At 68.8% G+C, this 20,151-nt stretch carries 19 protein-coding genes; 10 read left to right on the top strand and 9 right to left on the bottom strand.

Annotated elements, in window-relative coordinates; genetic code table 11:
• From ACJ8AN_RS29605 to trmB, 5 genes are all read right to left on the bottom strand, one after another.
• Complete coding sequence (locus ACJ8AN_RS29605; protein WP_407758863.1) at window positions 1–408, bottom strand: cupredoxin domain-containing protein; 408 nt, start codon at window positions 406–408, stop codon at window positions 1–3.
• A gap of 17 nt (window positions 409–425) precedes the next feature.
• A complete protein-coding gene (locus ACJ8AN_RS29600; protein WP_407758862.1) occupies window positions 426–1,280 on the bottom strand; it encodes a hypothetical protein in 855 nt (284 codons plus the stop codon).
• Window positions 1,281–1,686: 406 nt separating this feature from the next.
• Window positions 1,687–2,103 carry a hypothetical protein gene (locus ACJ8AN_RS29595; protein ID WP_407758861.1) on the bottom strand — a complete coding sequence of 139 codons (417 nt, stop codon included), beginning with the start codon at window positions 2,101–2,103 and terminating at the stop codon, window positions 1,687–1,689.
• 45 nt (window positions 2,104–2,148) lie between these two features.
• The gene (locus ACJ8AN_RS29590; protein WP_407758860.1) at window positions 2,149–3,228 is read right to left on the bottom strand and encodes a diguanylate cyclase; all 1,080 of its coding nucleotides are present in this window, start codon (window positions 3,226–3,228) and stop codon (window positions 2,149–2,151) included.
• 100 nt (window positions 3,229–3,328) lie between these two features.
• Window positions 3,329–3,952: a tRNA (guanosine(46)-N7)-methyltransferase TrmB gene (gene trmB, locus ACJ8AN_RS29585; protein WP_407758859.1), complete on the bottom strand. Its 624-nt coding sequence runs from the start codon at window positions 3,950–3,952 to the stop codon at window positions 3,329–3,331.
• A gap of 92 nt (window positions 3,953–4,044) precedes the next feature.
• Between trmB and ACJ8AN_RS29580 the strand changes: the two genes are divergently transcribed.
• The 6 genes from ACJ8AN_RS29580 (at window position 4,045) to ACJ8AN_RS29555 (ending at window position 12,312) form a co-directional block, all read left to right on the top strand.
• Entirely contained in the window at window positions 4,045–4,971 is a 927-nt protein-coding gene (locus tag ACJ8AN_RS29580; RefSeq protein ID WP_407758858.1) for a bifunctional riboflavin kinase/FAD synthetase, read from the top strand.
• Between the two features lie 153 nt (window positions 4,972–5,124).
• Window positions 5,125–6,828, top strand: coding sequence for a type IV-A pilus assembly ATPase PilB (gene pilB / locus ACJ8AN_RS29575; protein ID WP_407758857.1), 1,704 nt, complete (start codon window positions 5,125–5,127; stop codon window positions 6,826–6,828).
• Window positions 6,829–6,875: 47 nt separating this feature from the next.
• On the top strand, window positions 6,876–7,979 hold the full coding sequence (locus ACJ8AN_RS29570; protein WP_407758856.1) for a type IV pilus twitching motility protein PilT: 1,104 nt from the start codon (window positions 6,876–6,878) through the stop codon (window positions 7,977–7,979).
• A 51-nt stretch (window positions 7,980–8,030) separates the two neighbouring features.
• Entirely contained in the window at window positions 8,031–9,287 is a 1,257-nt protein-coding gene (locus ACJ8AN_RS29565; RefSeq protein ID WP_407758855.1) for a type II secretion system F family protein, read from the top strand.
• The gene (locus ACJ8AN_RS29560) at window positions 9,274–10,902 is read left to right on the top strand and encodes a two-component system sensor histidine kinase NtrB (protein WP_407758854.1); all 1,629 of its coding nucleotides are present in this window, start codon (window positions 9,274–9,276) and stop codon (window positions 10,900–10,902) included. The genes ACJ8AN_RS29565 and ACJ8AN_RS29560 overlap by 14 nt, the downstream gene beginning before the upstream one ends.
• A 21-nt stretch (window positions 10,903–10,923) precedes the next feature.
• Window positions 10,924–12,312 carry a sigma-54-dependent transcriptional regulator gene (locus ACJ8AN_RS29555; RefSeq protein ID WP_407758900.1) on the top strand — a complete coding sequence of 463 codons (1,389 nt, stop codon included), beginning with the start codon at window positions 10,924–10,926 and terminating at the stop codon, window positions 12,310–12,312.
• A gap of 25 nt (window positions 12,313–12,337) precedes the next feature.
• Here ACJ8AN_RS29555 and ACJ8AN_RS29550 read toward each other — a convergent pair whose 3' ends face one another.
• The 4 genes from ACJ8AN_RS29550 to ACJ8AN_RS29535 all read right to left on the bottom strand — a co-directional run bounded on the left by ACJ8AN_RS29550 (window position 12,338) and on the right by ACJ8AN_RS29535 (window position 15,726).
• The gene (locus ACJ8AN_RS29550; RefSeq protein ID WP_407758853.1) at window positions 12,338–13,105 is read right to left on the bottom strand and encodes an ABC transporter permease; all 768 of its coding nucleotides are present in this window, start codon (window positions 13,103–13,105) and stop codon (window positions 12,338–12,340) included.
• Window positions 13,105–14,073 carry an ABC transporter ATP-binding protein gene (locus ACJ8AN_RS29545; protein ID WP_407758852.1) on the bottom strand — a complete coding sequence of 323 codons (969 nt, stop codon included), beginning with the start codon at window positions 14,071–14,073 and terminating at the stop codon, window positions 13,105–13,107. The genes ACJ8AN_RS29550 and ACJ8AN_RS29545 overlap by 1 nt, the downstream gene beginning before the upstream one ends.
• Window positions 14,073–14,975 (bottom strand): hypothetical protein, encoded by a 903-nt coding sequence (locus ACJ8AN_RS29540; protein ID WP_407758851.1) that lies wholly within the window; start codon window positions 14,973–14,975, stop codon window positions 14,073–14,075. Before ACJ8AN_RS29540 ends, ACJ8AN_RS29545 begins: the two co-directional genes overlap by 1 nt.
• 103 nt (window positions 14,976–15,078) lie before the next feature.
• Window positions 15,079–15,726, bottom strand: coding sequence for a prepilin-type N-terminal cleavage/methylation domain-containing protein (locus ACJ8AN_RS29535; RefSeq protein ID WP_407758850.1), 648 nt, complete (start codon window positions 15,724–15,726; stop codon window positions 15,079–15,081).
• 279 nt (window positions 15,727–16,005) lie between these two features.
• Here ACJ8AN_RS29535 and ACJ8AN_RS29530 point away from each other — a divergent pair, with 279 nt between their 5' ends.
• From ACJ8AN_RS29530 to pilM, 4 genes are all read left to right on the top strand, one after another.
• Window positions 16,006–16,986, top strand: a complete 981-nt coding sequence (locus ACJ8AN_RS29530; protein WP_407758899.1) for a prepilin peptidase — start codon at window positions 16,006–16,008, stop codon at window positions 16,984–16,986.
• A gap of 13 nt (window positions 16,987–16,999) precedes the next feature.
• The gene (locus ACJ8AN_RS29525; protein WP_407758849.1) at window positions 17,000–18,121 is read left to right on the top strand and encodes a sensor histidine kinase; all 1,122 of its coding nucleotides are present in this window, start codon (window positions 17,000–17,002) and stop codon (window positions 18,119–18,121) included.
• Window positions 18,122–18,172: 51 nt separating this feature from the next.
• Entirely contained in the window at window positions 18,173–19,588 is a 1,416-nt protein-coding gene (locus tag ACJ8AN_RS29520) for a sigma-54-dependent transcriptional regulator (protein WP_407758848.1), read from the top strand.
• Window positions 19,589–19,801: 213 nt separating this feature from the next.
• The coding region (pilM, locus tag ACJ8AN_RS29515) for a type IV pilus biogenesis protein PilM (protein WP_407758847.1) at window positions 19,802–20,151 on the top strand (350 nt) is incomplete at its 3' end.

Raw genomic sequence — 20,151 nt, 5'->3', positions numbered from 1 at the left:
TCACTCCACCATGAACACGCCGTTGAGCATCTTCCCCATGGCGCAGCCGTAGACGAGCTTGCCCGTCTTGTTGGGGGTGAAGGTCACCTCCACCGGCTGGTTGAGGGGGAGCGCGGTGTTGATGTTGTACTCGTCGAGGACGATCTCCGTCGCGCAGGTGTGCTCGGTGGTGCGGGTGAGCACGAGCTTCACGGGCTCGCCCTGCTCGAGGGTGATGGGGCTCGGCTCGTAGCCCTTGTCGGTGACGGTGAGGGCCACGGTGCGCGGCTGCCCGGGCTTCGCCGGCTGGGCGTTGGCCTGGGGCTCCGCCGCCTTCGAGTTCTGGGTACAGCCCTGGCCGGCGGTCAGCACCGCCGCCGCGAGGGTGAGGGCCAGCAGCGGCTTGATGAGCTTGGAGAAGTAGGGCATCGGCGATTCCTCGGGGGCTACTCGTTGTCCCCGGCCTCGTCGCCGGGCAGCTCCGCGTCCGCGGCTTCCGCGTTCGCGTCCTCATCCGCGGCCGAGAAGCGCACCAGGGCATGCAGCGGGATGAACACCTCGTGTCCGTCCTCACCGACGATGAGGTCGAAGCGTCCCACCACGCGCAGCCGCAGGGTCAGCTGGATGCCGTTGCGCAGCGTGAGGCGCACCGGGTCGCCCTGGTGGGCGAGGAAGGGGCGCGGGTCCGAGAAGGGGCGCTTGTCGGGCTGGCGCGCGACGTTGGCGGGCTTCTGGGCCAGCTTCTGGTCCCGCTCGAGCGTGGGCGTGAGCTGCTCCCAGTCCGAGCGGCGGGTGAGCATGACGACCTGGAGCTTCTCCAGCCGGCCGCTGCGGCCGAGCACGAAGGAGATGGGCTCCACGCCCGCGAGGGTGTCGAGCACGGTGCGCTCGCCCAGCACCACGGCCAGCTCCGTCTTGGACTCCAGCAGGCCGTTGATGAAGGCGCCCACCGAGGTGTCATCCACCTCGCCGCGCGCCAGCTTCACGGCGGCCTTGCGCTGGGTGCGCTCCTTGCGCGCGAGGAAGTCGGCCACGGACAGGCCGCTCTGCAGCACGCCGAAGGCGTCGGGGAGCGACAGGCCCGGGTGCTCGCCCATGAGCACGTACACCTGGTCGAAGCGCTTCGCCTCCTCGGCGTGCAGCTTGCGCCAGATGCGGCACTTCATCTTGCCCTCGAGCTCGCCCTTGGCGATGCGCGCGGGCACATGCTCCTTGGTGGCGAGCGCGAGAATCTGCTCGGGGGTGGGAGGAGGCCGGGGCGTCCGGGGGCGTCCGAAGCCACCGCCGGGGCGCGCGCCCATACCGGCTCCCGGGCCGCGGCCGGCGGAGGAAGCGGGCCGGGGGGCGGGGGCCACGGAGGCGGGGGCCGGCGGGCTCACCGGGGCGTCCGGGGTCACCGGCGCCGTGGGGCTCACCGGGCCGGTGGGGCCCGGAGCCGGCCGGGGAATGGGTTTGGGCGTCACGCTCACCGTGGGCCCCGGCGCGGGCGCCGAGGGGGCCGCCGCCGGACCCGGCGTGGGCCGCGGGGTCGGCGTCGGGGTGGGGCGAGGCGTGACAGAGGTCGTAGGCGCCGGGGTCGGCGCAACGGTGCCGGGAGTGGCGGCCGGGCGCCGGATGACCTCGACTGCGGGGGCGATCCGCCGTGTCTTCCGATCGTTCACGTTCGTAGGCTACCTGATGCGCGAGCGGCCTGGGGGAGGCCTGTTCTCACGGCTGCTGGAGGGACTGCGTAAGGTCTATCTTCCATCCGGTCGGTTCGCGAACCATCCGGACCTGACTCGTGCCATTCGAGGATTTCACGCTCACCGTCGCCACGCCCCCCTCCTCACCCGATGGCGAGACCTGGGTAACATCGGCGGGGGGAGGAACATTCGCGAAGAAGAAGGCTACCGGATCCGCCTTCACCGCGCCTCCGGAGGCGGTGGCGGCCGCCTGGGCCCGGGCCTGGAGGAGCTCCTGGGTGGGCTGGGAGAGGGCGGCGTAGGCCTTCTTGTCATCTCCGCGCTGGGCGCTCTGGAGGAAGGACTGGTAGGCCTTCACGGGCGTTTCGTAGTTGGGCCGGTTGCACCCAGCGAGGGCCAGCAGGGCTAGCAACAGGAGCGACATCGCGGGCGGCAGGCGCATGCTTCTGCATCTAGGCCAAAGTGCCCCGCTCGCCAAGGGGCTGAATCATGCCGGGGGCTCGTCCCGGTACTGGCGGACGCAATTGCGGCCGGCGGCCTTGGCCTCGTACAGGCAGTTATCGGCCGAGCGCAGCAGCTCCGCCATGGCGAGGATGCTCTTGGCGGGCACGCTGGCCACCCCCAGGGAAGCCGAGCACCGCACCTCCTTGCTCGAGCCGTCCGCGGCGCGGTGCTCGAGCAGGAGCGAGGCGATGGCCTCGCGCACCCGCTCGCACGCCCCGAGCGCCTCCTTCGGCCCCGTTTCCGGCAGCAGGGCGATGATCTCCTCGCCGCCGTAGCGGGCCACGAAGTCCACCTCGCGCAGCTTGCCGCGGACCGTGCGGGCCACCGTGCGCAGCACCTCGTCCCCGAAGGGGTGGCCGTAGGTGTCGTTGAGCTTCTTGAAGTGGTCGATGTCCAGCATCACCAGCGACAGGGGCGAGCGGTAGCGCGTGGAGCGGATGAACTCCTCGGTCAGCCGCTCCTCGAAGTAGCGGCGGTTGTGGAGTCCGGTGAGCGCGTCGGTGCGGGTGAGGGCCAGCAGCTCCTCGCGCTTCTGGTCCAGCTCCTTGTTGGCCCGGTCCAGCTCGCGGTTCTTGAGGTCCAGCTCGCGGTTCTTCTCCAGCAGCGTGTCCTGCAGCGCCTTGAGGCGCAGCATGGACTTCACGCGCGCGGAGAGCTCCAGCATGTCGAAGGGCTTGACCAGGTAGTCATCCGCCCCCAATTCCAGGCCCTCGATTTTTCCCGCCGCCTGCCGGGCCGTCACGAGGATGACGGGGATGAAGCCGAAGCCGCCCTCGCCGCCGTTGGCCTTGATGATGCGGCACACCTCCACGCCGCCCAGCCGAGGCATCTCCACGTCCATGATGATGAGGTCCGGCCTCACCTCGCGGATGGAGCGCAGCGCCTCGGTGCCGTCCTGGGCCTCGCGGAAGCGGTAGCCGTGGGAGGCCAGGCCCTCGCGCACGTGCTGGATGTTGGCCGGATCGTCGTCGACGAGCAGGATGGTGCGGTCGGCGAGCGCCGGCGTGGACATGGTGCTGCGACGGGGCACCTCTCCCATCTTTCTCATCGAGCCGTCGGCCATGGCGCTGACATCCACCCCGTGCCCCCTGGACTTCCGGGGCCCTCGGATTCTTCCCCGGAAGGGGCGTTGATGCCAAGTCGCCCGCCTGTCCGGTTGCTGCTCAGGCGGCGGGCTTGCGCAGGCGGGCGCGGTACACCGGCTCGCCGCTGGCCAGGTAGCGCCGCTCGCGGGTGGAGGGCACTTCCTCGGGCTCATAGGGGTGGAACACCCCCTGGCCGAGCGGGTTGACGAAGCCGGCCTCCTCCAAAATAGTCAGCATGGACACGCCCCGGTCCTGCACGTCGGTGCGCATGTCGAAGAGGCCCCCGGGCTTCATCTTGTCCAGGAGCAGCTTCGCGAACTCGGGCTGGATGACGGCGCGCTTGAAGTGGGCGCGCTTCCACCACGGGTCGGGGAACTGGAGGTGGACGGCGTCGAGCGAGCCGGCGGCGAAGAGGCGCGGGACGACGAAGCGCGCATCGGCCTCGAGCACGCGCAGGTTGCGCAGGCCCAGCTTGTTGCCGCGGTCCTGGGTGTCGCGCGCGTACTTCTTGCGCCACTCGAAGGCGATGAAGCGCACCTCGGGGTGGCGGCGGCAGTACTCGAGCGCGTGGCCGCCGGCGCCCGAGCCGATTTCCAGCTCCAGGGGTCCGGAGAAGCCGAACTCCGCGTCCCAATCGGGAGGGGTTTCGAGCTGGGCCAGGTGAAGGCCAACGGGTTCGGGCAGGAGGCGGGGGCGGGCCATGACGGATGGGTGACGCTGGGGGCGCCTCTTCGCATGGGCGGGGGCTCTCTGGCCAGGGCAAAGCGACGGCTTTGGCGCTATACCGGCGCCCCATGAAGGTCTTCCACGCTGTGTCGGAGGCGCGCGAGCTCGCCGGCTGCGCGCTCGCGCTGGGCAACTTCGATGGGGTGCACCTGGGCCACCAGGCCCTCTTCGCCGAGGCCCGGCGCCACGCAGTCCCCGCCGCCGCGCTCACCTTCCAGCCCCACCCGGGCAAGGTGCTGCAGCCGGACCTGGCGCCCAAGTTGATTACGCTCTTGCCGCGCAAGCTCGAGCTCTTCGCGGCGCGCGGCCTGGACGCGGCGCTGGTGCAGCCCTTCACGCGCGAGTATGCCCGGCACTCGCCGCGCGACTTCGAGGCCTCGCTGCTGGACGAGCTGGGCGCGCGTCACCTCGTGGTGGGCCATGACTTCACCTATGGTGCGGCCCGGGGTGGCACGGTGGAGACCCTGCGCGCGGCCGCCGCCACCCGGGGCGCCGAGGTGCACGTGGTGGCCCCCGTCACCGTGGACGGGGTGGTGGCCTCCTCCTCCAAGGTGCGCGAGTACATCCTCGAGGGCCGGGTGAGCGCGGCGCAGCGGCTGCTGGGGCGGCCCTTCGATCTGGACGGCACCGTCGTCACCGGGCATGGGCGGGGCCGGGGCATCGGCTTTCCCACCGCCAACGTGGACACCCAGAACGAGCTGCGGCCCGCCGCGGGCGTCTACGCCATCCGCGTGTGCTTCCTCGGGACGCCGGACGCCTCCTGGCTGCCGGGGGTGGCCAATATCGGTGTCAAACCCACCTTCGGGGTCAACGAAGTGACGATCGAGGCGCACCTGCTGGACTTCAGTGGGGACCTGTACGGCAAGGAGCTGCGGGTGCAGTTCCTGGAGCGGCTGCGCCCCGAGCGCCGTTTTGGCTCGGTGGCAGAGTTGGTGGGACAGATCAAGCGGGATGTCGAGGCTGCCCGGGCGGTAATCGCGCGAGCGTCCGACTGAACTTTTCCCGAGTGGATTCAATGGGTTGTCGGAAGAGCGGGCCGGGGACGCCGCCTTGACAGGGCCGCGGCTCCCTTCCTTTAATCTCAAAAGTCTCATGCGCGCGCACGTCCGCGCATCTCTTCGATATTTCCAACGCTCGAGGCCCACTGAATGTCCGGTCGACTTGGTGAACTGCTGGTTCGCGAGAACCTCATTTCCGTCCAGCAGCTGCGCAAAGCCCAGGAGGAGCAGCAGAAGACGGGCACGCGTATTGGCACCGCGCTCATCAAGACGGGAGCCATCGAGGAGTCCAAGCTCACCGACTTCCTCTCCAAGCAGTACGGCGTCCCCGCCATCAACCTGAAGGACTTCGACATCGACGCGGAGATCATCAAGCTCGTGCCGAAGGAAGTGGCCGAGAAGCACCTGGTGATCCCCGTCAACCGCGCGGGCCCCTCGCTCATCGTGGCGATGTGCGATCCGTCCAACATCTACGCGGTGGACGACCTGAAGTTCCTCACCGGCTACAACGTGGAGCCGGTGGTCGCCTCTGAAATCTCCATCCGCGAGGCCATCGAGCGCTACTACGCCGAGAAGGGCCCGGACATGAACGCCCTCGTGGAGGAGATGGCCGACGACATCGAGGTGGCCAAGGAGGAGGAGGAGGGCAACGTCGAGGAGATGGCCCGCGCCGCGGACGACGCGCCCGTGGTCAAGCTGGTGAACCTCATCCTCCAGGACTCCATCAAGAAGCGCGCCTCGGACATCCACGTCGAGCCCTACGAGAAGGACTTCCGCGTCCGCTTCCGCATCGACGGCTCCCTCTACGAGGTGATGCGTCCGCCGATGAAGCTCAAGAACGCCATCACCAGCCGTCTGAAGATCATGGCGAACCTGGACATCTCCGAGCGCCGCCTGCCCCAGGACGGCCGTATCAAGATCAAGCTCGGCGGTGGCAAGGAGATGGACTTCCGCGTGAGCGTGTGCCCCACGCTCTTTGGCGAGAAGGTGGTGCTCCGCCTCCTGGACAAGTCCAACCTCCAGCTGGACATGACGAAGCTGGGCTTCGATGCGCAGCCGCTCGCCTGGTTCAAGGAGGCCATCGAGCGTCCCTACGGCATGGTGCTGGTGACGGGTCCCACGGGCTCGGGCAAGACGACGACGCTCTACTCGGCGCTCGCGATGCTCAACCAGATCGACACCAACGTCGCCACCGCCGAGGATCCGGTCGAGTTCAACTTCGCCGGCATCAACCAGGTGCAGATGCATGAAGACATCGGCCTGAACTTCGCCGCGGCGCTGCGCTCCTTCCTCCGTCAGGACCCCGACATCATCATGATCGGTGAGATCCGCGACTTCGAAACGGGCGAAATCGCGGTGAAGGCGGCGCTCACGGGCCACCTGGTGCTCTCCACGCTGCACACCAACGACGCCCCTGGCACGGTGAGCCGTCTGCTCAACATGGGTATCGAGCCCTTCCTCGTGACGGCCTCGCTGAACCTGATTCTGGCCCAGCGTCTGTGCCGCCGCCTGTGCCCGGCGTGCAAGAAGCCGGCGGAGAACGTGGACGAGCAGGCGCTCATCGACGCGGGCGTGCCCCCGGAGAAGATGGGCACCTTCACCATGTACGAGAAGGTTGGCTGCCGCGAGTGCAACGACCGTGGCTACCGCGGCCGCGTGGCCGTGTACGAGGTCATGCCCTTCTGGGACGGCCTCAAGGAGCTGGTCATCAACGGCGCCTCCACGGCCGAGCTGAAGCAGGAGGCCATCCGCCTGGGAATGAGCTCGCTGCGCATGTCGGCCCTGGCGAAGATGATGGACGGCGTCACCACGCTGGATGAAGTGGTGGCCAACACCGCGCCCGACCGCTTCTAGTCCGCCCCCATCCCCGGCATCTCCCCTCTATCTGAAGGACGGTTTTCGTGAATCTGCATCAGCTGCTCAAGGCGATGGTCGAGAAGGGCGCCTCCGACCTCCACATCACCACCGGCTCTCCGCCCCAGCTGCGCGTGGACGGCGAGCTGGTGCCGCTCAAGACGGCCCAGCTCACCCCGGTGGAGACCAAGCAGCTCTGCTACTCCATCCTCACCGACGCCCAGAAGCACAAGTTCGAGGAGGAGAACGAGCTCGACCTGTCCTTCGGTGTGAAGGGGCTCTCCCGCTTCCGCGCCAACGTCTCGATGCAGCGCGGCGCGGTGGCCGGGGCCTTCCGCACCATTCCCTTCAAGATCTTGACGTTCCAGGAGCTCGGCCTGCCCCCGGTGGTGGCCGAGCTGGTGAAGAGGCCGCGCGGCCTCATCCTGGTGACGGGTCCCACGGGCTCGGGCAAGTCCACGACGCTGGCCTCGATGGTCGACAAGATCAACACCGACCGCCATGAGCACATCATGACGATCGAGGATCCCATCGAGTACCTGCACCCGCACAAGAACTGCCTGGTGAACCAGCGCGAGGTGGGCGCGGACACGCGCAACTTCAAGACGGCGCTCAAGTACATCCTCCGCCAGGACCCGGACGTGGTGCTGGTGGGCGAGCTGCGTGACCTGGAAACCATCGAAGCGGCGCTCGTCATCGCCGAGACGGGCCACACCTGCTACGCCACGCTGCACACCAACAGCGCGGTGCAGACCATCAACCGCGTGCTGGACGTGTTCCCCCCGTACCAGCAGCCGCAGGTGCGCGCCCAGCTGTCCTTCGTGCTGGAAGGCGTGATGAGCCAGTCGCTCATCGCCAAGGCGGGCTCTCCGGGCCGCGTGCTGGCGCTGGAGGTGATGATTCCCAACCCCGCCATCCGCAACCTCATCCGCGAGGACAAGGTGCACCAAGTGTACTCGGCCATGCAGGTGGGCCAGGCCAAGTTCGGCATGCAGACGTTCAATCAGGCCCTGGCGCAGCTGCTGGCGCGCCGGCTCATCTCCCAGGACGAGGCGTTCGGCCGCTCGAGCGACCCGGACGAGCTGCGCAACATCCTGGCAAGTGGTGGTGGGACGCCCGGTCAGCGACCGGCCGGCCCTGGCGCACGCTAATTCGCGAAATTCAACCGCGGGGATAGACTCGCGTCCCCCTCGGAGGCCTGTATGGCTGCAACGGCAACCCAGAAGTCGGCACCTCAAAAGTCGAAGAATACGGCCCAGTTCCTCTGGGAGGCCAAGACCAAGTCTGGCGAGACCAAGAAGGGCGAGATGGAGGCCTCGGACATCGAGGCCGTCAATGCTCGTCTGAAGTCGCTCGGTCTCAACCCGACGAAGGTCCGGCGCAAGGGTCTCCTGGACTCGGACCTCAACCTGACCATCGGGTCGGCGGTCACGGGTAAGGACATCCTCATCTTCACCCGTCAGTTCGCCACGATGATCGACGCCGGCCTGCCGCTGGTGCAGTGCCTCGACATCCTCGGCAGCCAGATGGACAACCCGGCCTTCCGCAAGGTCGTGTTCGCCATCAAGAACAAGGTGGAGCAGGGCTCCACCTTCGCCGACGCGCTGGGGGATCACCCCAAGGTGTTCGACGAGCTCTTCGTCCAGCTGTGCGCCGCGGGCGAGGTGGGCGGTATTCTCGACAACATCCTCAACCGTCTGGCGTCCTACCGGGAGAAGAACGAGAAGCTCAAGCGCAAGGTCAAGAGCGCGATGACCTACCCGGCCATCGTTCTGTTGGTGGCCTTCGGCGTGACGGCGCTGCTGCTGCTCAAGGTGACGCCGGTGTTCGCGAAGATGTTCTCGGACTTCGGCCAGGCGCTGCCCGCGCCCACCCAGTTCGTGGTGGACCTGTCCGCGTGGGCCCAGGCGTACTGGCTGCACGTGTTCAGCGGCATCGCCGCCGTCGTGTTCGGCTTCTCGTACACGTACAAGAACCCGCAGGGCCGGCGCTTCCTGGACAAGGCCTTCCTGCTGGCGCCCATCCTCGGGCCCGTCATCCGCAAGGTGGCCGTGGCGCGCTTCACCCGTACGCTCGGCACGATGATCTCCTCGGGCGTGCCCATCCTGGACGCGCTGGACGTGACGGCGAAGACGGCCGGTAACCGCTCGGTGGAAGAGGCCATCTACTACGTGCGCGGGAAGATCGCCGAGGGCAAGAACATCGCCGGCCCGCTGCTGGAGACGAAGGTGTTCCCGCCCATGGTGGTGCAGATGATCGGCGTGGGCGAGGCCACCGGCGCCATGGACACGATGCTCAACAAGATCGCCGACTTCTACGACGACGAGGTCGACACGGCGGTCGCGGGCCTCACGGCGATGATCGAACCGCTGATGATGGTCTTCCTGGGCGGCGTGGTCGGCGGCTTCCTCATCGCGATGTACCTGCCCATCTTCTCCATCGCCGGTGCCATCAAGTAGCGTCGGCACGCTGGTGCTCGCCGCTCCGCCGGAGGCCGACGCGCTACGAACGCGGCTGGTCTGGCTCACCGTGTTCCGCACGGTGGCCGTCAGCCTGTCGCTCGTGGCCGTCGCGGCCCGGCTGCTCCTCCAGCCCGTGGAGGAGCCCAGCCGCGTGGACACGCTGTCCTTCGCGGTCATCGGGCTCGTCTATCTCTTCACGCTCGTCTACGGCCTCATGCTGCGCGGCGGCCGCGCGGACCGGGCGGCCGCGGTGCTGCAGGTGGTGGGCGATCTGCTCATCGCCTCGGTGCTCGTCTTCCTCACGGGCGTGGGGGAGAGCCCCTTCACCTTCCTGTACCTGCTGGCCGTCATCGGCGCGAGCATCCTGCTGGATGGCCGTGGGGCCCTGCTCGCCGCGGCGGCCAGCGCGCTCGCCTATGCACTGCTGCTGGTGGCGGTGAAGCTGCAATGGCTGGAGCCGCCCCTGGCGGTGGGAGACCTCAGCCGGCAGCGGCTCGCCTTCCTGCTGGGCAGCAACGTGCTGGCGCTGTTCCTCATCGCCGCGCTGGCGGGCTACCTGACGCGCCAGTTGTCGGCCACGGGCGGGCGGCTCTCCGAGCGCGAGGCGGACCTCAAGAAGCTGGACACCCTGCAGCGGCAGATATTGGCCAACATGCCCTCGGGGCTCATCACCTGCGACGAGTCCGGGCGCGTCACCTTCGTCAACCGGGCCGCCAGCGCCATCCTCTCCCTCGAGCCGAGGCTGCCGCCCGGCACGCACCTGGAATCGTTGCTGCCGGGGGCCCTGGGCTCCGAGGTGCACCTGCGCCGCCGGGAGCTGTCGGTGCACACGCCCGCGGGCATGCGCACGCTCGGGCTGACGGTGACGGGGCTGGAGAGCGGGGGGAGCGGGGGCACGCTCATCGTCTTCCAGGATCTCACCGAGCTGCGCCGCATCGAGGAGGATCTCCGGCGCGCGGACCGGCTGGCCGCCCTGGGGACGCTCTCCGCCCAGCTCGCCCACGAAATCCGCAATCCCCTGGCCGCCATGCGGGGCTCGGCGCAGCTGCTCGTGCTGGATTCCAGCGCGGACCCGACGTCGGCCAAGCTGGTGGAAATCCTCCTGCGCGAGTCGGATCGGCTCTCCAAGCTGGTGGATGACTTCCTGCGCTTCGCCCGCCCTCCACCCCCCGTGAAGCAGGTGCTGGAGCTGGAGGTGCTGGTGGCGGAGACGGTGGACATGCTGCGAGCCGACCCCCTGGCGCGCAACGTGGGGGTGGACATGGTGCTCGCTCCCCTGCGCGTGCCGGTGGACGCGGATCAGCTCCGCCAGGTGCTCATCAACATCCTGCGCAACGCCTTCCAGGCGACCGGGGAGGGGGGACGGGTGCGAGTGACGCTGGAAGCGGCTGGAGAGGAGGCCTGGCTGCGCATCTGGGACTCGGCGGGCAGCATCCCCGCGGCGGACCTGTCGCGTATCTTCGAGCCCTTCTTCAGCACCCGCGAGGGGGGGACCGGGCTGGGCCTGTCCACTGCGTACTCCATCGTGCGTGCCCATGGTGGCAACATCCGGGTGTCCTCCTCGCCGCAGGAGGGCACCGAGTTCCTCATCCAACTGCCGGTGCAGGGTTGAGGGGAAAGGGAGAGCGTGGCCGTGCACATCCTGGTGGTGGACGATGAGCTGTCGATGCGCGAATTCCTGGAGGTGCTGCTCACCCGGGCCGGCTACCAGGTGACGTGCGCGGACGGGGTGGCGGCGGCGCAAAAGGTGCTGGGCTCGGCGCAGGTGGACCTCGTCGTCACGGACATGAAGCTGGGCGCCTCGCAGAGCGGCATGGACGTGCTGCGCGCCGCGCGGGTGCTGGACGAGCCGCCCGAGGTCATCGTCATCACCGCCTTCGGCACGGCGGCCTCGGCGGTGGAGGCCATGCGCGAGGGCGCGTACGACTACATCGGCAAGCCCTTCGACAACGAGGAGCTGAAGCTGCTGGTGCAGAAGGCGCTGGAGAAGCGCAACCTGCGCCGGGAGAACGTCTCGCTGCGCGAGCACCTGGTGCCGGGCGCGGGCGTGATGGGGGTGGGCCGCAGCGAGCGGATGCGCGCGGTGTGGAGCCTGTTGGAGAAGGTGGCGCCCACGCGCTCCACCGTGCTCATTCACGGGGAGAGCGGCACGGGCAAGGAGCTCATCGCCAAGGCCATCCACCTCAAGAGCCCGCGCGCGGGCCAGCCCTTCCTGCCCGTCAACTGCGCGGCCCTCAACGAGGGCGTGCTGGAGAGCGAGCTGTTCGGCCACGTGAAGGGCGCCTTCACCGGGGCCACGCAGGATCGGCCGGGCCTGCTGGTGCACGCGGGGGAGGGGACGGTGTTCCTCGACGAGATTGGCGAGGTGCCGCTGGCCACGCAGGTGAAGCTCTTGCGCGTGCTGCAGGAGCGCAAGGTGAAGCCGGTGGGCAGCGCCGCGGAGATTCCCTTCCACGCGCGCGTGCTGGCGGCAACCAACCGGCGCCTGGAGGCCGAGGTGAAGGCGGGGCGCTTCCGGGAAGATCTCTTCTACCGCCTCAACGTCATCACCCTGGAGCTGCCGCCGCTGCGCGAGCGCGCGGGCGATATTCCACTGCTGGCCGAGCACTTCCTCGAGCGCCAGCGCAAGGAGCTGGGGCGTCCGGGGATGCGCTTCTCCTCGGAGGCGCTGGCGGTGCTGGCCGCCTATCCCTTCCCGGGCAACGTGCGCCAGTTGGAGAACATCGTCGAGCGCGCGGCCACGCTGGCGGACGGGGACGTGCTCTCGCTGGCCTCACTGCCTCCCTCGCTGCGGGGCGAGCCGCCTCTGGCCACCGTGGCGGCTCCGGGAGAGGTGTCCCTGGGCTCCGGCTTCTCGCTGGAGCACCACCTGGACGAGGCCGAGCGGCGCTACCTGCTGGCGGCCCTCGCCCAGTCGGGTGGGGTGAAGACGCGGGCGGCGGAGCTGCTGGGCTTGACGTTCCACTCCTTCCGCTACCGCATGGCCAAGCACGGCCTGTCCGACCGGGAGGACGAGGCCTGAGCCTCGCCGCCCAGGGCCGGGCGCCTCAGCGGAAGTCGCGCCGGTTGAAGAGGAGGATGGCCAGCGCCACCAGCACGCCGGTGTAGGCCAGGCCGTAGCCCGCGGCCGACAACAGCTCGCTGCCGGAGACGGTGGCGTAGTACGTCGCGTGCGGCCGGTAGTTGAAGCGCGAGAGATCCGGCAGCAGGTAGTACACCGTCTTGCCCAGCGCCTGCACCGCGCCGCTCTTGGACTTGCTCGCCAGCGAGTAGATGTCCGAGGACAGGTTGCCGGCGAAGTACACGCTCACCGTGACGAAGGCCGACACCATCTGGCTGGAGAAGCTGGACATGAGGAAGCCCACGCCGCTGAGCACCCACAGCTCGAACCACAGCATGCCCACCGCCGCCAGGTGCGCCGGGCTGATGGGGCTGCCGTAGACGCGCATCATCACGAAGAAGAGCGCGGCCATGGCCAGCTGCAGCACCGTCACGGTGAGCATGTTGCCCAGCAGGCGCCCCACCAGGAACGCGCCTCGTGAAATGGGCTTGGACACCATCAGGAAGATGGTGCGCCGCTCGATCTCCCGCGAGATGAGCCCGCTGGAGAGGAAGACGGTGAGCAGCACCAGCATCAGGCTCATGGCCCCCAGGCCCACGTCGGTGAGGACGCGGTCGAACGTGCCGATGGTGACCTCCAGCACGAGCGAGGTGGACAGGAGCATGGCCAGCGCGAAGATGGCCACCAGCAGGGTGACCCGGTTGCGCCGGGCCTCCCGGAAGCCATTGAGCGCCAGGGCGACGAACGGACCCATCACGAAATCTCTCCTCCGACGGGACCCTGCCGCGCCTCCTCGAGCGCGCGCAGGAACAGTTCTTCCAACGAGAAGCGGGCCGGCTGCAGCTGGGTGACCCGTCCACCCTGCTCCAGCACCTGCTTGAGCAGGCGCTGGGAATCCGCGTCCCGCGAGCGCAGCAGCACGCGGTTCTCCAGCTTGCGCGCCTGCTCCAGCTCGAAGCCCATCGCCTGGATGCGCTCCAGCGGCAGGCCCTCCACCGTCATCTCCATGTGCGTGGCCTGCGAGCTCACCAGCTCCGCCACGCTGCCCTCGCGCACGCGTCGGCCACCCACCAGCACGGCCACGCGGTCGCAGAGCGCCTCCACGTCCGGGATGATGTGCGTGCAGAAGAGCACCGTCGTGCCACGGTGGCGCTCCTCGAGGATGAGGTCGCGGATCTGCCGGCGGCCCACGGGATCCAACCCCGAGGTGGGCTCGTCCAGGATGAGCAGCTCGGGCTTGGACACCAGGGCCTGCGCCAGCGCCACGCGCTGCACCATGCCCTTGCTGTAGCGGCGGATTTGAAGGCCCGCGGCGCGCGTCATCTGCACCATGCCGAGCACCTCGGTGACGCGGTCATCCAGCTCCTTGCCGCTCATGCCCGCCAGCCGTCCCGACAGCGTGACGAACTCGCGGCCGGTGAGGTACTCGTAGGGCGCGGGATTCTCCGGCACATAGCCCACGCGCCGGCGTGCCTCGCGGTCCGTGGGCGAGCGGCCGAAGAGCCGCGCCTCGCCACTGGTGGGCTGCACCAGGTTGAGGAGAATCTTGATGGTGGTGGACTTGCCGGCGCCGTTGGGCCCGAGCAGGCCGTAGACCTGGCCCGGCATCAGGGCGAGGTCCAGCGACTGGAGCGCTCGCACCTGCTTGTTCATGAAGAAGCCAAGCCGGTACGTCTTGGAAAGGTTGCGGATCTCGATGGGGGCGGGAGAGTCCATGGGCATTACTTCTCCACGACCGTCGACCAGAGATAGCCACGGTTGTCGGGGGTGAAGATCTCGAGGCGCCGCCGCTGCGTCTCCGAGTAGGCGCGTTCGTCGTAACCGATGAAGAAGCCGCCGCCCTGGGGGTCTCGCGGGGGCTCCTGGAGGAAGCCCAGCCACGACAGCGTGTCGAGGTCCGGCGGAGCCACGCCGAAGGCCTGGCGGAAGTCCGCGATGGCGGCATCCACCCGCCGCAGCTCGCCTTCCATCTCCAGGTCGCGCACGCGCTGCTTGAACGTCTCGCGCGTCTCCTCATCTTCCGCGGACTCGGCCAGCGAGCGCGCCAGCGCCAGGCCCGCGTTCACGCTGCCCGCCTGCGCGTAGAGGCGGGTGGCCAGCGCGGGCAGGTAGGACGGCGCATTCGGGAGCGACGAGGCCCGCTCCAGCACCTCGGCGGCTTCCCGGTACTGCTTGTGGAAGGCGCTCAGGTTGTAGGCGAGCAGCAGGTTCATCTTGAGGTCGTTCGGGAAGAGCTTCAGGCCCTTGCGCAGCAGCCGGGTGGACTCCTGGGTGTTCACCCAGTTCTCACGTCCCAGGTTGGTGGGCAGCGCCCCGGCGGCGAAGGAGTAGGTGATACCGAAGCGCGGATCCAGGTCGGTGATGAGCTCCGCGTAGGGATAGAGGTCGCGGTACTCCTCGGCCTTCCGGGCCGCGCCCGTGGCCTGGACGAGCTGGATCCAGAAGTAGTCCGCGATCACCTCGATGTAGCCGCGGCCGGCCAGGCGCAGCACTTCCTGCCGGGGCAGGAGCGGCTCCTGATGGGGGCCACGGGGCGGCTTGCGAGGCGGAGCCGCGAACAGGACGAGGGCGGCGAGGCTGCAAAGGCCGGCCACGAGGGCGGGCAGGGAGTTTCTCGACGTCATGGGGCGGCACTAAAACAGAAAGGACACCCGGATTATGCCCGGGTGTCCTTTGAGTGAATCCGGCCGCGAGTAGCCCGAAGGCCAGGCTAGCGGCCAGACGTCATCAGCTGTCGCAGTCGACGTCGTTGTAGCTCAGCCAGGGCGTGCCGGCGACGGCGACCTTCTCGTCCGCGTTGCCGCACTTCGCGGCGGCGGTGGCGTCCTTGGTCGAGATGTACCAGGAGTCAAAGCCCGTGGTCTCGTTGTCGATGTTGCCGGCCGCGTACGCGTCGATGTTGCAGCCCGGGCAAACGCCGGAGATGCCGGGGCCCTTGGGGTCGGCGCCGCCGCCCGCGAACGTCAGGGTGGTGGCCTTGGCGGGGGTCGGCAGCTTCTGCGCGCCGGTGCCGAACTTGGCGGTGTCGACCTCGATGCAGAACGCGGAGGTCTGGGTGCCATCGATACCGGCCACGTCGCGCTTCTCGCACGTGGTGATGTTGGTGCCGAAGTAGTAGGCGTAGCGGTTGCCGCGCTCGGGGGCGTAACCGATGATCTTGATGTCCTCCTCGTAGCGGTCCTTCTCCTGGAGGAAGGCGCGCTCGGTGGTGAACCAGGCCTTGAGGTTGGCCTTGGCCTCGCCCTGCTTGGAGCGGGCCTGGAACTTGATGAAGTTCGGGATGGCGATAGCGGCGAGGATGCCGATGATGGCCACCACGATCATGAGCTCGATGAGCGTGAAGCCACGGTTCTTCCGGGCGAACAGACGGGTCATGGGGTTCCCTTCGATGGGTTGCGGCCGAAGCCGACGCAAGGAATAGCACGATCAGTGCCATGGTCAAACCGCCAGCCCCTTGACGGCGATCCAGGCACTTGCGCCGGATCTGCCCCGCGGAGTGACGAGATTTGGCTGCCCATTTTTGTCACCGGGTGACGGGAATCGTCTGCCCGCGTGTCCCGTTCGGGCCCTATGCTGCGCCGTCCTCCGGTGCGTCTCGCGGATGAAGGGACCGAGAACGTGACTCTTCAGGCGGTGGAAGCAGTGGCCGTGACAATGGTTTTCGTCATGGGCCTGGTGTTCGGCAGTTTCTTGAATGTCGTGATCGCTCGCGTGCCTGTGGGCGAGAGCATCGTGAAGCCTCGCTCGCGCTGTCCCCGATGCGGCCATCAGCTCGCGTGGTACGAGAACATTCCAGTGGTGTCATGGCTGGCATTGCGCGCGCGGTGCAGCTCGTGCGGCTTGCCCATCTCCTGGCGCTACCCGCTCATCGAGCTGCTCACCGGGCTGCTCTTCCTCGCCTGCCAGCGGCGGTTTGGTTGGAGCCCCGAGCTGGTGTCCGGCCTGGTGCTGGTGCTGCTGCTGGTGCCGCTCTCCTTCATTGATCTGGAGCACTGGATCCTGCCGCACGAGCTGACGTGGCCGGGCATCGCCGCCGGCGTGGTGCTCTCCGCCACGCTCGGCGTGGAGCGGCTGCGCGACTCCGTCATCGGCGCGGTGGCCGGCTTCCTCATCTTCTGGGGGATGGAGTGGCTGGGGGAGAAGATCTTCAAGAAGGAGGCGCTGGGCGCGGGGGACAAGGATCTGCTCGCGCTCCTGGGCGCCTTCCTCACCTGGAAGGCCCTGCTCGGCATCATCTTCCTCTCCTCGCTGCAGGGCGCGGTGGTGGGGATCGTGATGTTGCTCATCCACGGGCGGGCGGGCCCGGCGCCGGAGCCCGAGGACTCCACCGGGCCAGCACCCGCCACGCCGCCCGAAGGGCAGACACCCCCGGTGGGGGAGCAGGGCCCCTCCCAGACACAGGCGGGCGAGCCGGCGCCGGAGCAGACGGGCGCGGAGCGTGCCGAAGACAAGGAGGCGAAGGGTGCGGACGGGGAGGAGGGCGAGGAGGAGGAGGAGGACTGGGTGCCGGGTCCGACCAACATCCCCTATGGGCCCTGGCTGTCTGTCGCGGCGCTCGAGGTGATGCTGCTCGGGCCGTGGTTGCGCGAGGTGCTGCCGGTGCCGGTGGATCTGCTGCTGACGGGCGTGCGGTGAGGGGCATGTGGGGATGAAGTGGCGGATCGTCAGCGTCGCCTTCCTGCTCAGCGCGATGGGCACGGGCCTCACCTGGCTCACCCTGCAGCGGCCGCTGTTGGCATTGATGGAGGCGGCGCGCCAGTGCGCGGCGCAGGGCTCACCGGGCTCATTGGCACTGGCGCGCACGGTGGGCTCGTTGCCCTTCCTCCTGGGGTTGGACCTGGTGCTGCTCACCCTCATGGGGTACGCGGTGCTGGACTTCATGGTGGGCCGGCCCCTGCGGCGCACCGAGGACGTGGTGGAGCAACTCGGCCGGTTGGAGTTGGACGTGTCGCTGCCGGAGAGCCCGGGGCCGTTGCTCTCGCGCATCCAGCGGGCGCTCTCCCGTATGACGATGGCGCTCCAGGCCGAGCAGCTGACCACCCAGCAGCAGGTGGAGGCGCTGCGTGCCGCCAATGCCCGCCTGGCCCTGGCGCAGACGGAGCTGGTGTCCTCGGAGCGGCTGGCCACGGTGGGCCGGCTCGCCGCGGGCGTCGCCCACGAGGTGGGCAATCCACTGGCGGGCATTCTCGGCTACCTCTCGCTGGCGGGGGCCCGTACGAAGGATCCCGAGCTCCAGGAGTACCTGGGGCGCATCGACCACGAGGTGCAGCGCATCGACGGCATCGTCCGGGGCCTGCTGGAGATCGGCCGTCCGGCGCGGGAGCGCTTGGGGCCGGTGGATGTGGGGCACGTGGTGGAGACGTGCGTGCAACTGGTGAAGGCCGGGCGGGACTTCTCGCAGGTGCGGATGAGCCTCGCGCTGGCGCCGGGGCTGTTCGCGCGGGCGGACTCTGGCCCGCTGTCACAGATCATCATCAACCTGTTGCTCAACGCGGTGCAGGCCATGGAAGGGCAGGGGGAGGTGCGGCTTTCCACGCGCGGTGAGGGCGGGGACATGCTGCTGGTGGTGGAGGACACGGGGCCCGGCATTCCGGCGGAGGTGATGCCGCGGCTCTTCGAGCCCTTCTTCACCACGAAGGAGCCCGGTCAGGGCACGGGGCTGGGACTGGCCGTGTCGCTGCACCTGGCGGAGGGGATGGGGGGGCGGTTGACGGCGGAGAACGCACCCGGAGGGGGCGCCCGCTTCTCCGTGAGGCTGCCGGGCATCTGAGGCGGAATCTGGCCGCGCACCCAGGAGTGGGCTACTTGTTGGAGGGTTTCCATGGCCCTCTTCCGTAGCATTCTCGTCGCCGACGACGAGCCCTCCGTCCGCCACGTGCTCACCCTGGTGCTCTCCGGGCTGGGCTACGACGTGCGGGCCGTGGCCGATGGCGAGGAAGCCCTGCGCGAGCTGTCCGCCCGCGGCTACGACGTGCTGCTGTGCGACGTGCGCATGCCCCGGCGCGATGGCCTGTCCGTGCTGCGCCAGGCGCTCGCGGATCACCCGGGCCTCACGGTGGTGGTGATGAGCGCGTACGGCTCGCAGGAGCAGGCGCTCGAGGCGGTGGGGGCCGGCGCGTACGACTACGTCCGCAAGCCCTTCAAGCCCGAGGAGATCGTCTTCGTCCTGCGCAAGGCCGAGGAGCGCGAGCGGCTGTTGCGCGAGAACCGGCGTCTTCAGGGGGCGGGTGGCGCCGCGCCCTGGGAGGGAATCCTGGGCGAGAGCGAGCCCATGCGCATGGTGATGCGGCAGGTGGAGCGGCTCGCGCCGGTGAGCACCACCGTCCTCATCACCGGGGAGAGCGGGACGGGCAAGGAGCTCGTCGCCCGCGCCCTGCACGCGCGCTCGCCCCGGGCCGCCATGCCCTTCGTCGCCGTCAACTGCGGCGCCATCCCCGCCGGCCTCATCGAGAGCGAGCTCTTCGGCCATGCCCGGGGTGCCTTCACCGACGCGCGCACCGCCCGGCGCGGCCTCTTCAGCGAGGCCGATGGGGGCACGCTCTTCCTCGACGAAGTGGGGGAGCTGCCCCCGCCCGCGCAGGTGAAGCTGCTGCGCGTGCTCCAGGAGGGGGAGATCCGCCCGGTGGGGGAGAACCGCGCGGAGAAGGTGGATGTGCGCGTGCTGGCCGCCACGCTGAGGGATCTGGGCCGGCTGGTGGAGCGGGGCGAGTTCCGCGAGGACCTCTATTACCGCCTCAACGTCGTCAATGTGCGTGTCCCCCCGCTGCGCGAGCGCCCCGGGGACGTGCTGCTGCTCGCCCGCGCCTTCCTCTCGCGCTTCAACCGAGAGCTCAATCGCGAGCCGCCCGTGCTCGGCTTCAGCCCCGAGGCCGAGGCGCTCCTGTCCTCCTACGCGTGGCCCGGCAACGTGCGAGAGCTGGAGAACGCGATGGAGCGCGCCGTCCTGCTGGCCGAGGGAGAGCAGATCCTCCCGCAGAACCTGCCAGAGCGGCTCTGGTCCTCACCGCCTCCGGCCACTGCTCCCGCTCCGGCCCCCACCGGTCCCTCGCCCGAGGCCAATCTCTCCCTCAAGCAGGCCATCCGCGACCTGGAGGAGTCCTACATCCGCGCCGCCCTGCGCCGCACCCGGGGCAACCGCACCCGCGCCGCCGAGGTCCTGGAGATCAGTCATCGGGCCCTGCTGTACAAAATCAAGGAGTACGGAATCGACGCGGACGCCGAGGGGGAGCGAGGCTGACCGCCTGCCCTCCAGAAGACGGAGCGCTTGCCCGCACGATTTGACGGAACGCGTCCGGGGCCGGAAAATCGGGCCCTTGAAAGCGGCGTGGGTGCACCGCCGTGGGATTTCGGGGGACAGATTGTCCGCCTGCTGCGCTGGCAGGCTCGGAGCACTTTTTAGGAGGGCTTGCGCGCTGATGCTACGCTCGCGGCCCTCAGGAGCGACGACTGTATGGCGAAGGGAAAGCTGGCTCTCGGTCTGGATATCGGATCGACCTCGGTGAAGATGATCCTGCTCAAGGAGCAGCGCAAGCGCGGCCAGGTGAGCTACGCGTTGCAGAGCTTCGGCATGAAGCCTCTGCCGCCCGAGGCCATCGTCGACGGCGCGCTGATGAACTCCACCGCCATCGTCCAGGCGCTGCAGGAGTTGATGAACGAGCTCAAGGTGAAGAACAAGGAGGTCGCCATCGGCGTCTCCGGCCACTCGGTCATCATCAAGAAGATCCAGATGCCCCGCATGAGCCAGGAAGAGCTCGAGGAGAGCATCCAGTGGGAGGCGGAGCAGTACATCCCCTTCGACGT

The sequence above is a fragment of the Archangium sp. genome (assembly GCF_045802675.1).
GTDB lineage: Bacteria > Myxococcota > Myxococcia > Myxococcales > Myxococcaceae > Archangium.
Note: the sequence above shows the minus strand (reverse complement) of the source record. Positions and strands in the feature narration are given on the sequence as shown.

Coding starts and splice junctions, on each gene's coding strand:
- ACJ8AN_RS29605 (WP_407758863.1), bottom strand. CDS start 408: ATGCCCTACTTCTCCAAGCTCATCAAGCCGCTGCTGGCCCTCACCCTC.
- ACJ8AN_RS29600 (WP_407758862.1), bottom strand. CDS start 1,280: ATGGGCGCGCGCCCCGGCGGTGGCTTCGGACGCCCCCGGACGCCCCGG.
- ACJ8AN_RS29595 (WP_407758861.1), bottom strand. CDS start 2,103: ATGCGCCTGCCGCCCGCGATGTCGCTCCTGTTGCTAGCCCTGCTGGCC.
- ACJ8AN_RS29590 (WP_407758860.1), bottom strand. CDS start 3,228: ATGGCCGACGGCTCGATGAGAAAGATGGGAGAGGTGCCCCGTCGCAGC.
- trmB (WP_407758859.1), bottom strand. CDS start 3,952: ATGGCCCGCCCCCGCCTCCTGCCCGAACCCGTTGGCCTTCACCTGGCC.
- ACJ8AN_RS29580 (WP_407758858.1), top strand. CDS start 4,045: ATGAAGGTCTTCCACGCTGTGTCGGAGGCGCGCGAGCTCGCCGGCTGC.
- pilB (WP_407758857.1), top strand. CDS start 5,125: ATGTCCGGTCGACTTGGTGAACTGCTGGTTCGCGAGAACCTCATTTCC.
- ACJ8AN_RS29565 (WP_407758855.1), top strand. CDS start 8,031: ATGGCTGCAACGGCAACCCAGAAGTCGGCACCTCAAAAGTCGAAGAAT.
- ACJ8AN_RS29550 (WP_407758853.1), bottom strand. CDS start 13,105: ATGGGTCCGTTCGTCGCCCTGGCGCTCAATGGCTTCCGGGAGGCCCGG.
- ACJ8AN_RS29545 (WP_407758852.1), bottom strand. CDS start 14,073: ATGCCCATGGACTCTCCCGCCCCCATCGAGATCCGCAACCTTTCCAAG.
- ACJ8AN_RS29540 (WP_407758851.1), bottom strand. CDS start 14,975: ATGACGTCGAGAAACTCCCTGCCCGCCCTCGTGGCCGGCCTTTGCAGC.
- ACJ8AN_RS29535 (WP_407758850.1), bottom strand. CDS start 15,726: ATGACCCGTCTGTTCGCCCGGAAGAACCGTGGCTTCACGCTCATCGAG.
- ACJ8AN_RS29530 (WP_407758899.1), top strand. CDS start 16,006: ATGGTTTTCGTCATGGGCCTGGTGTTCGGCAGTTTCTTGAATGTCGTG.
- ACJ8AN_RS29525 (WP_407758849.1), top strand. CDS start 17,000: ATGAAGTGGCGGATCGTCAGCGTCGCCTTCCTGCTCAGCGCGATGGGC.
- ACJ8AN_RS29520 (WP_407758848.1), top strand. CDS start 18,173: ATGGCCCTCTTCCGTAGCATTCTCGTCGCCGACGACGAGCCCTCCGTC.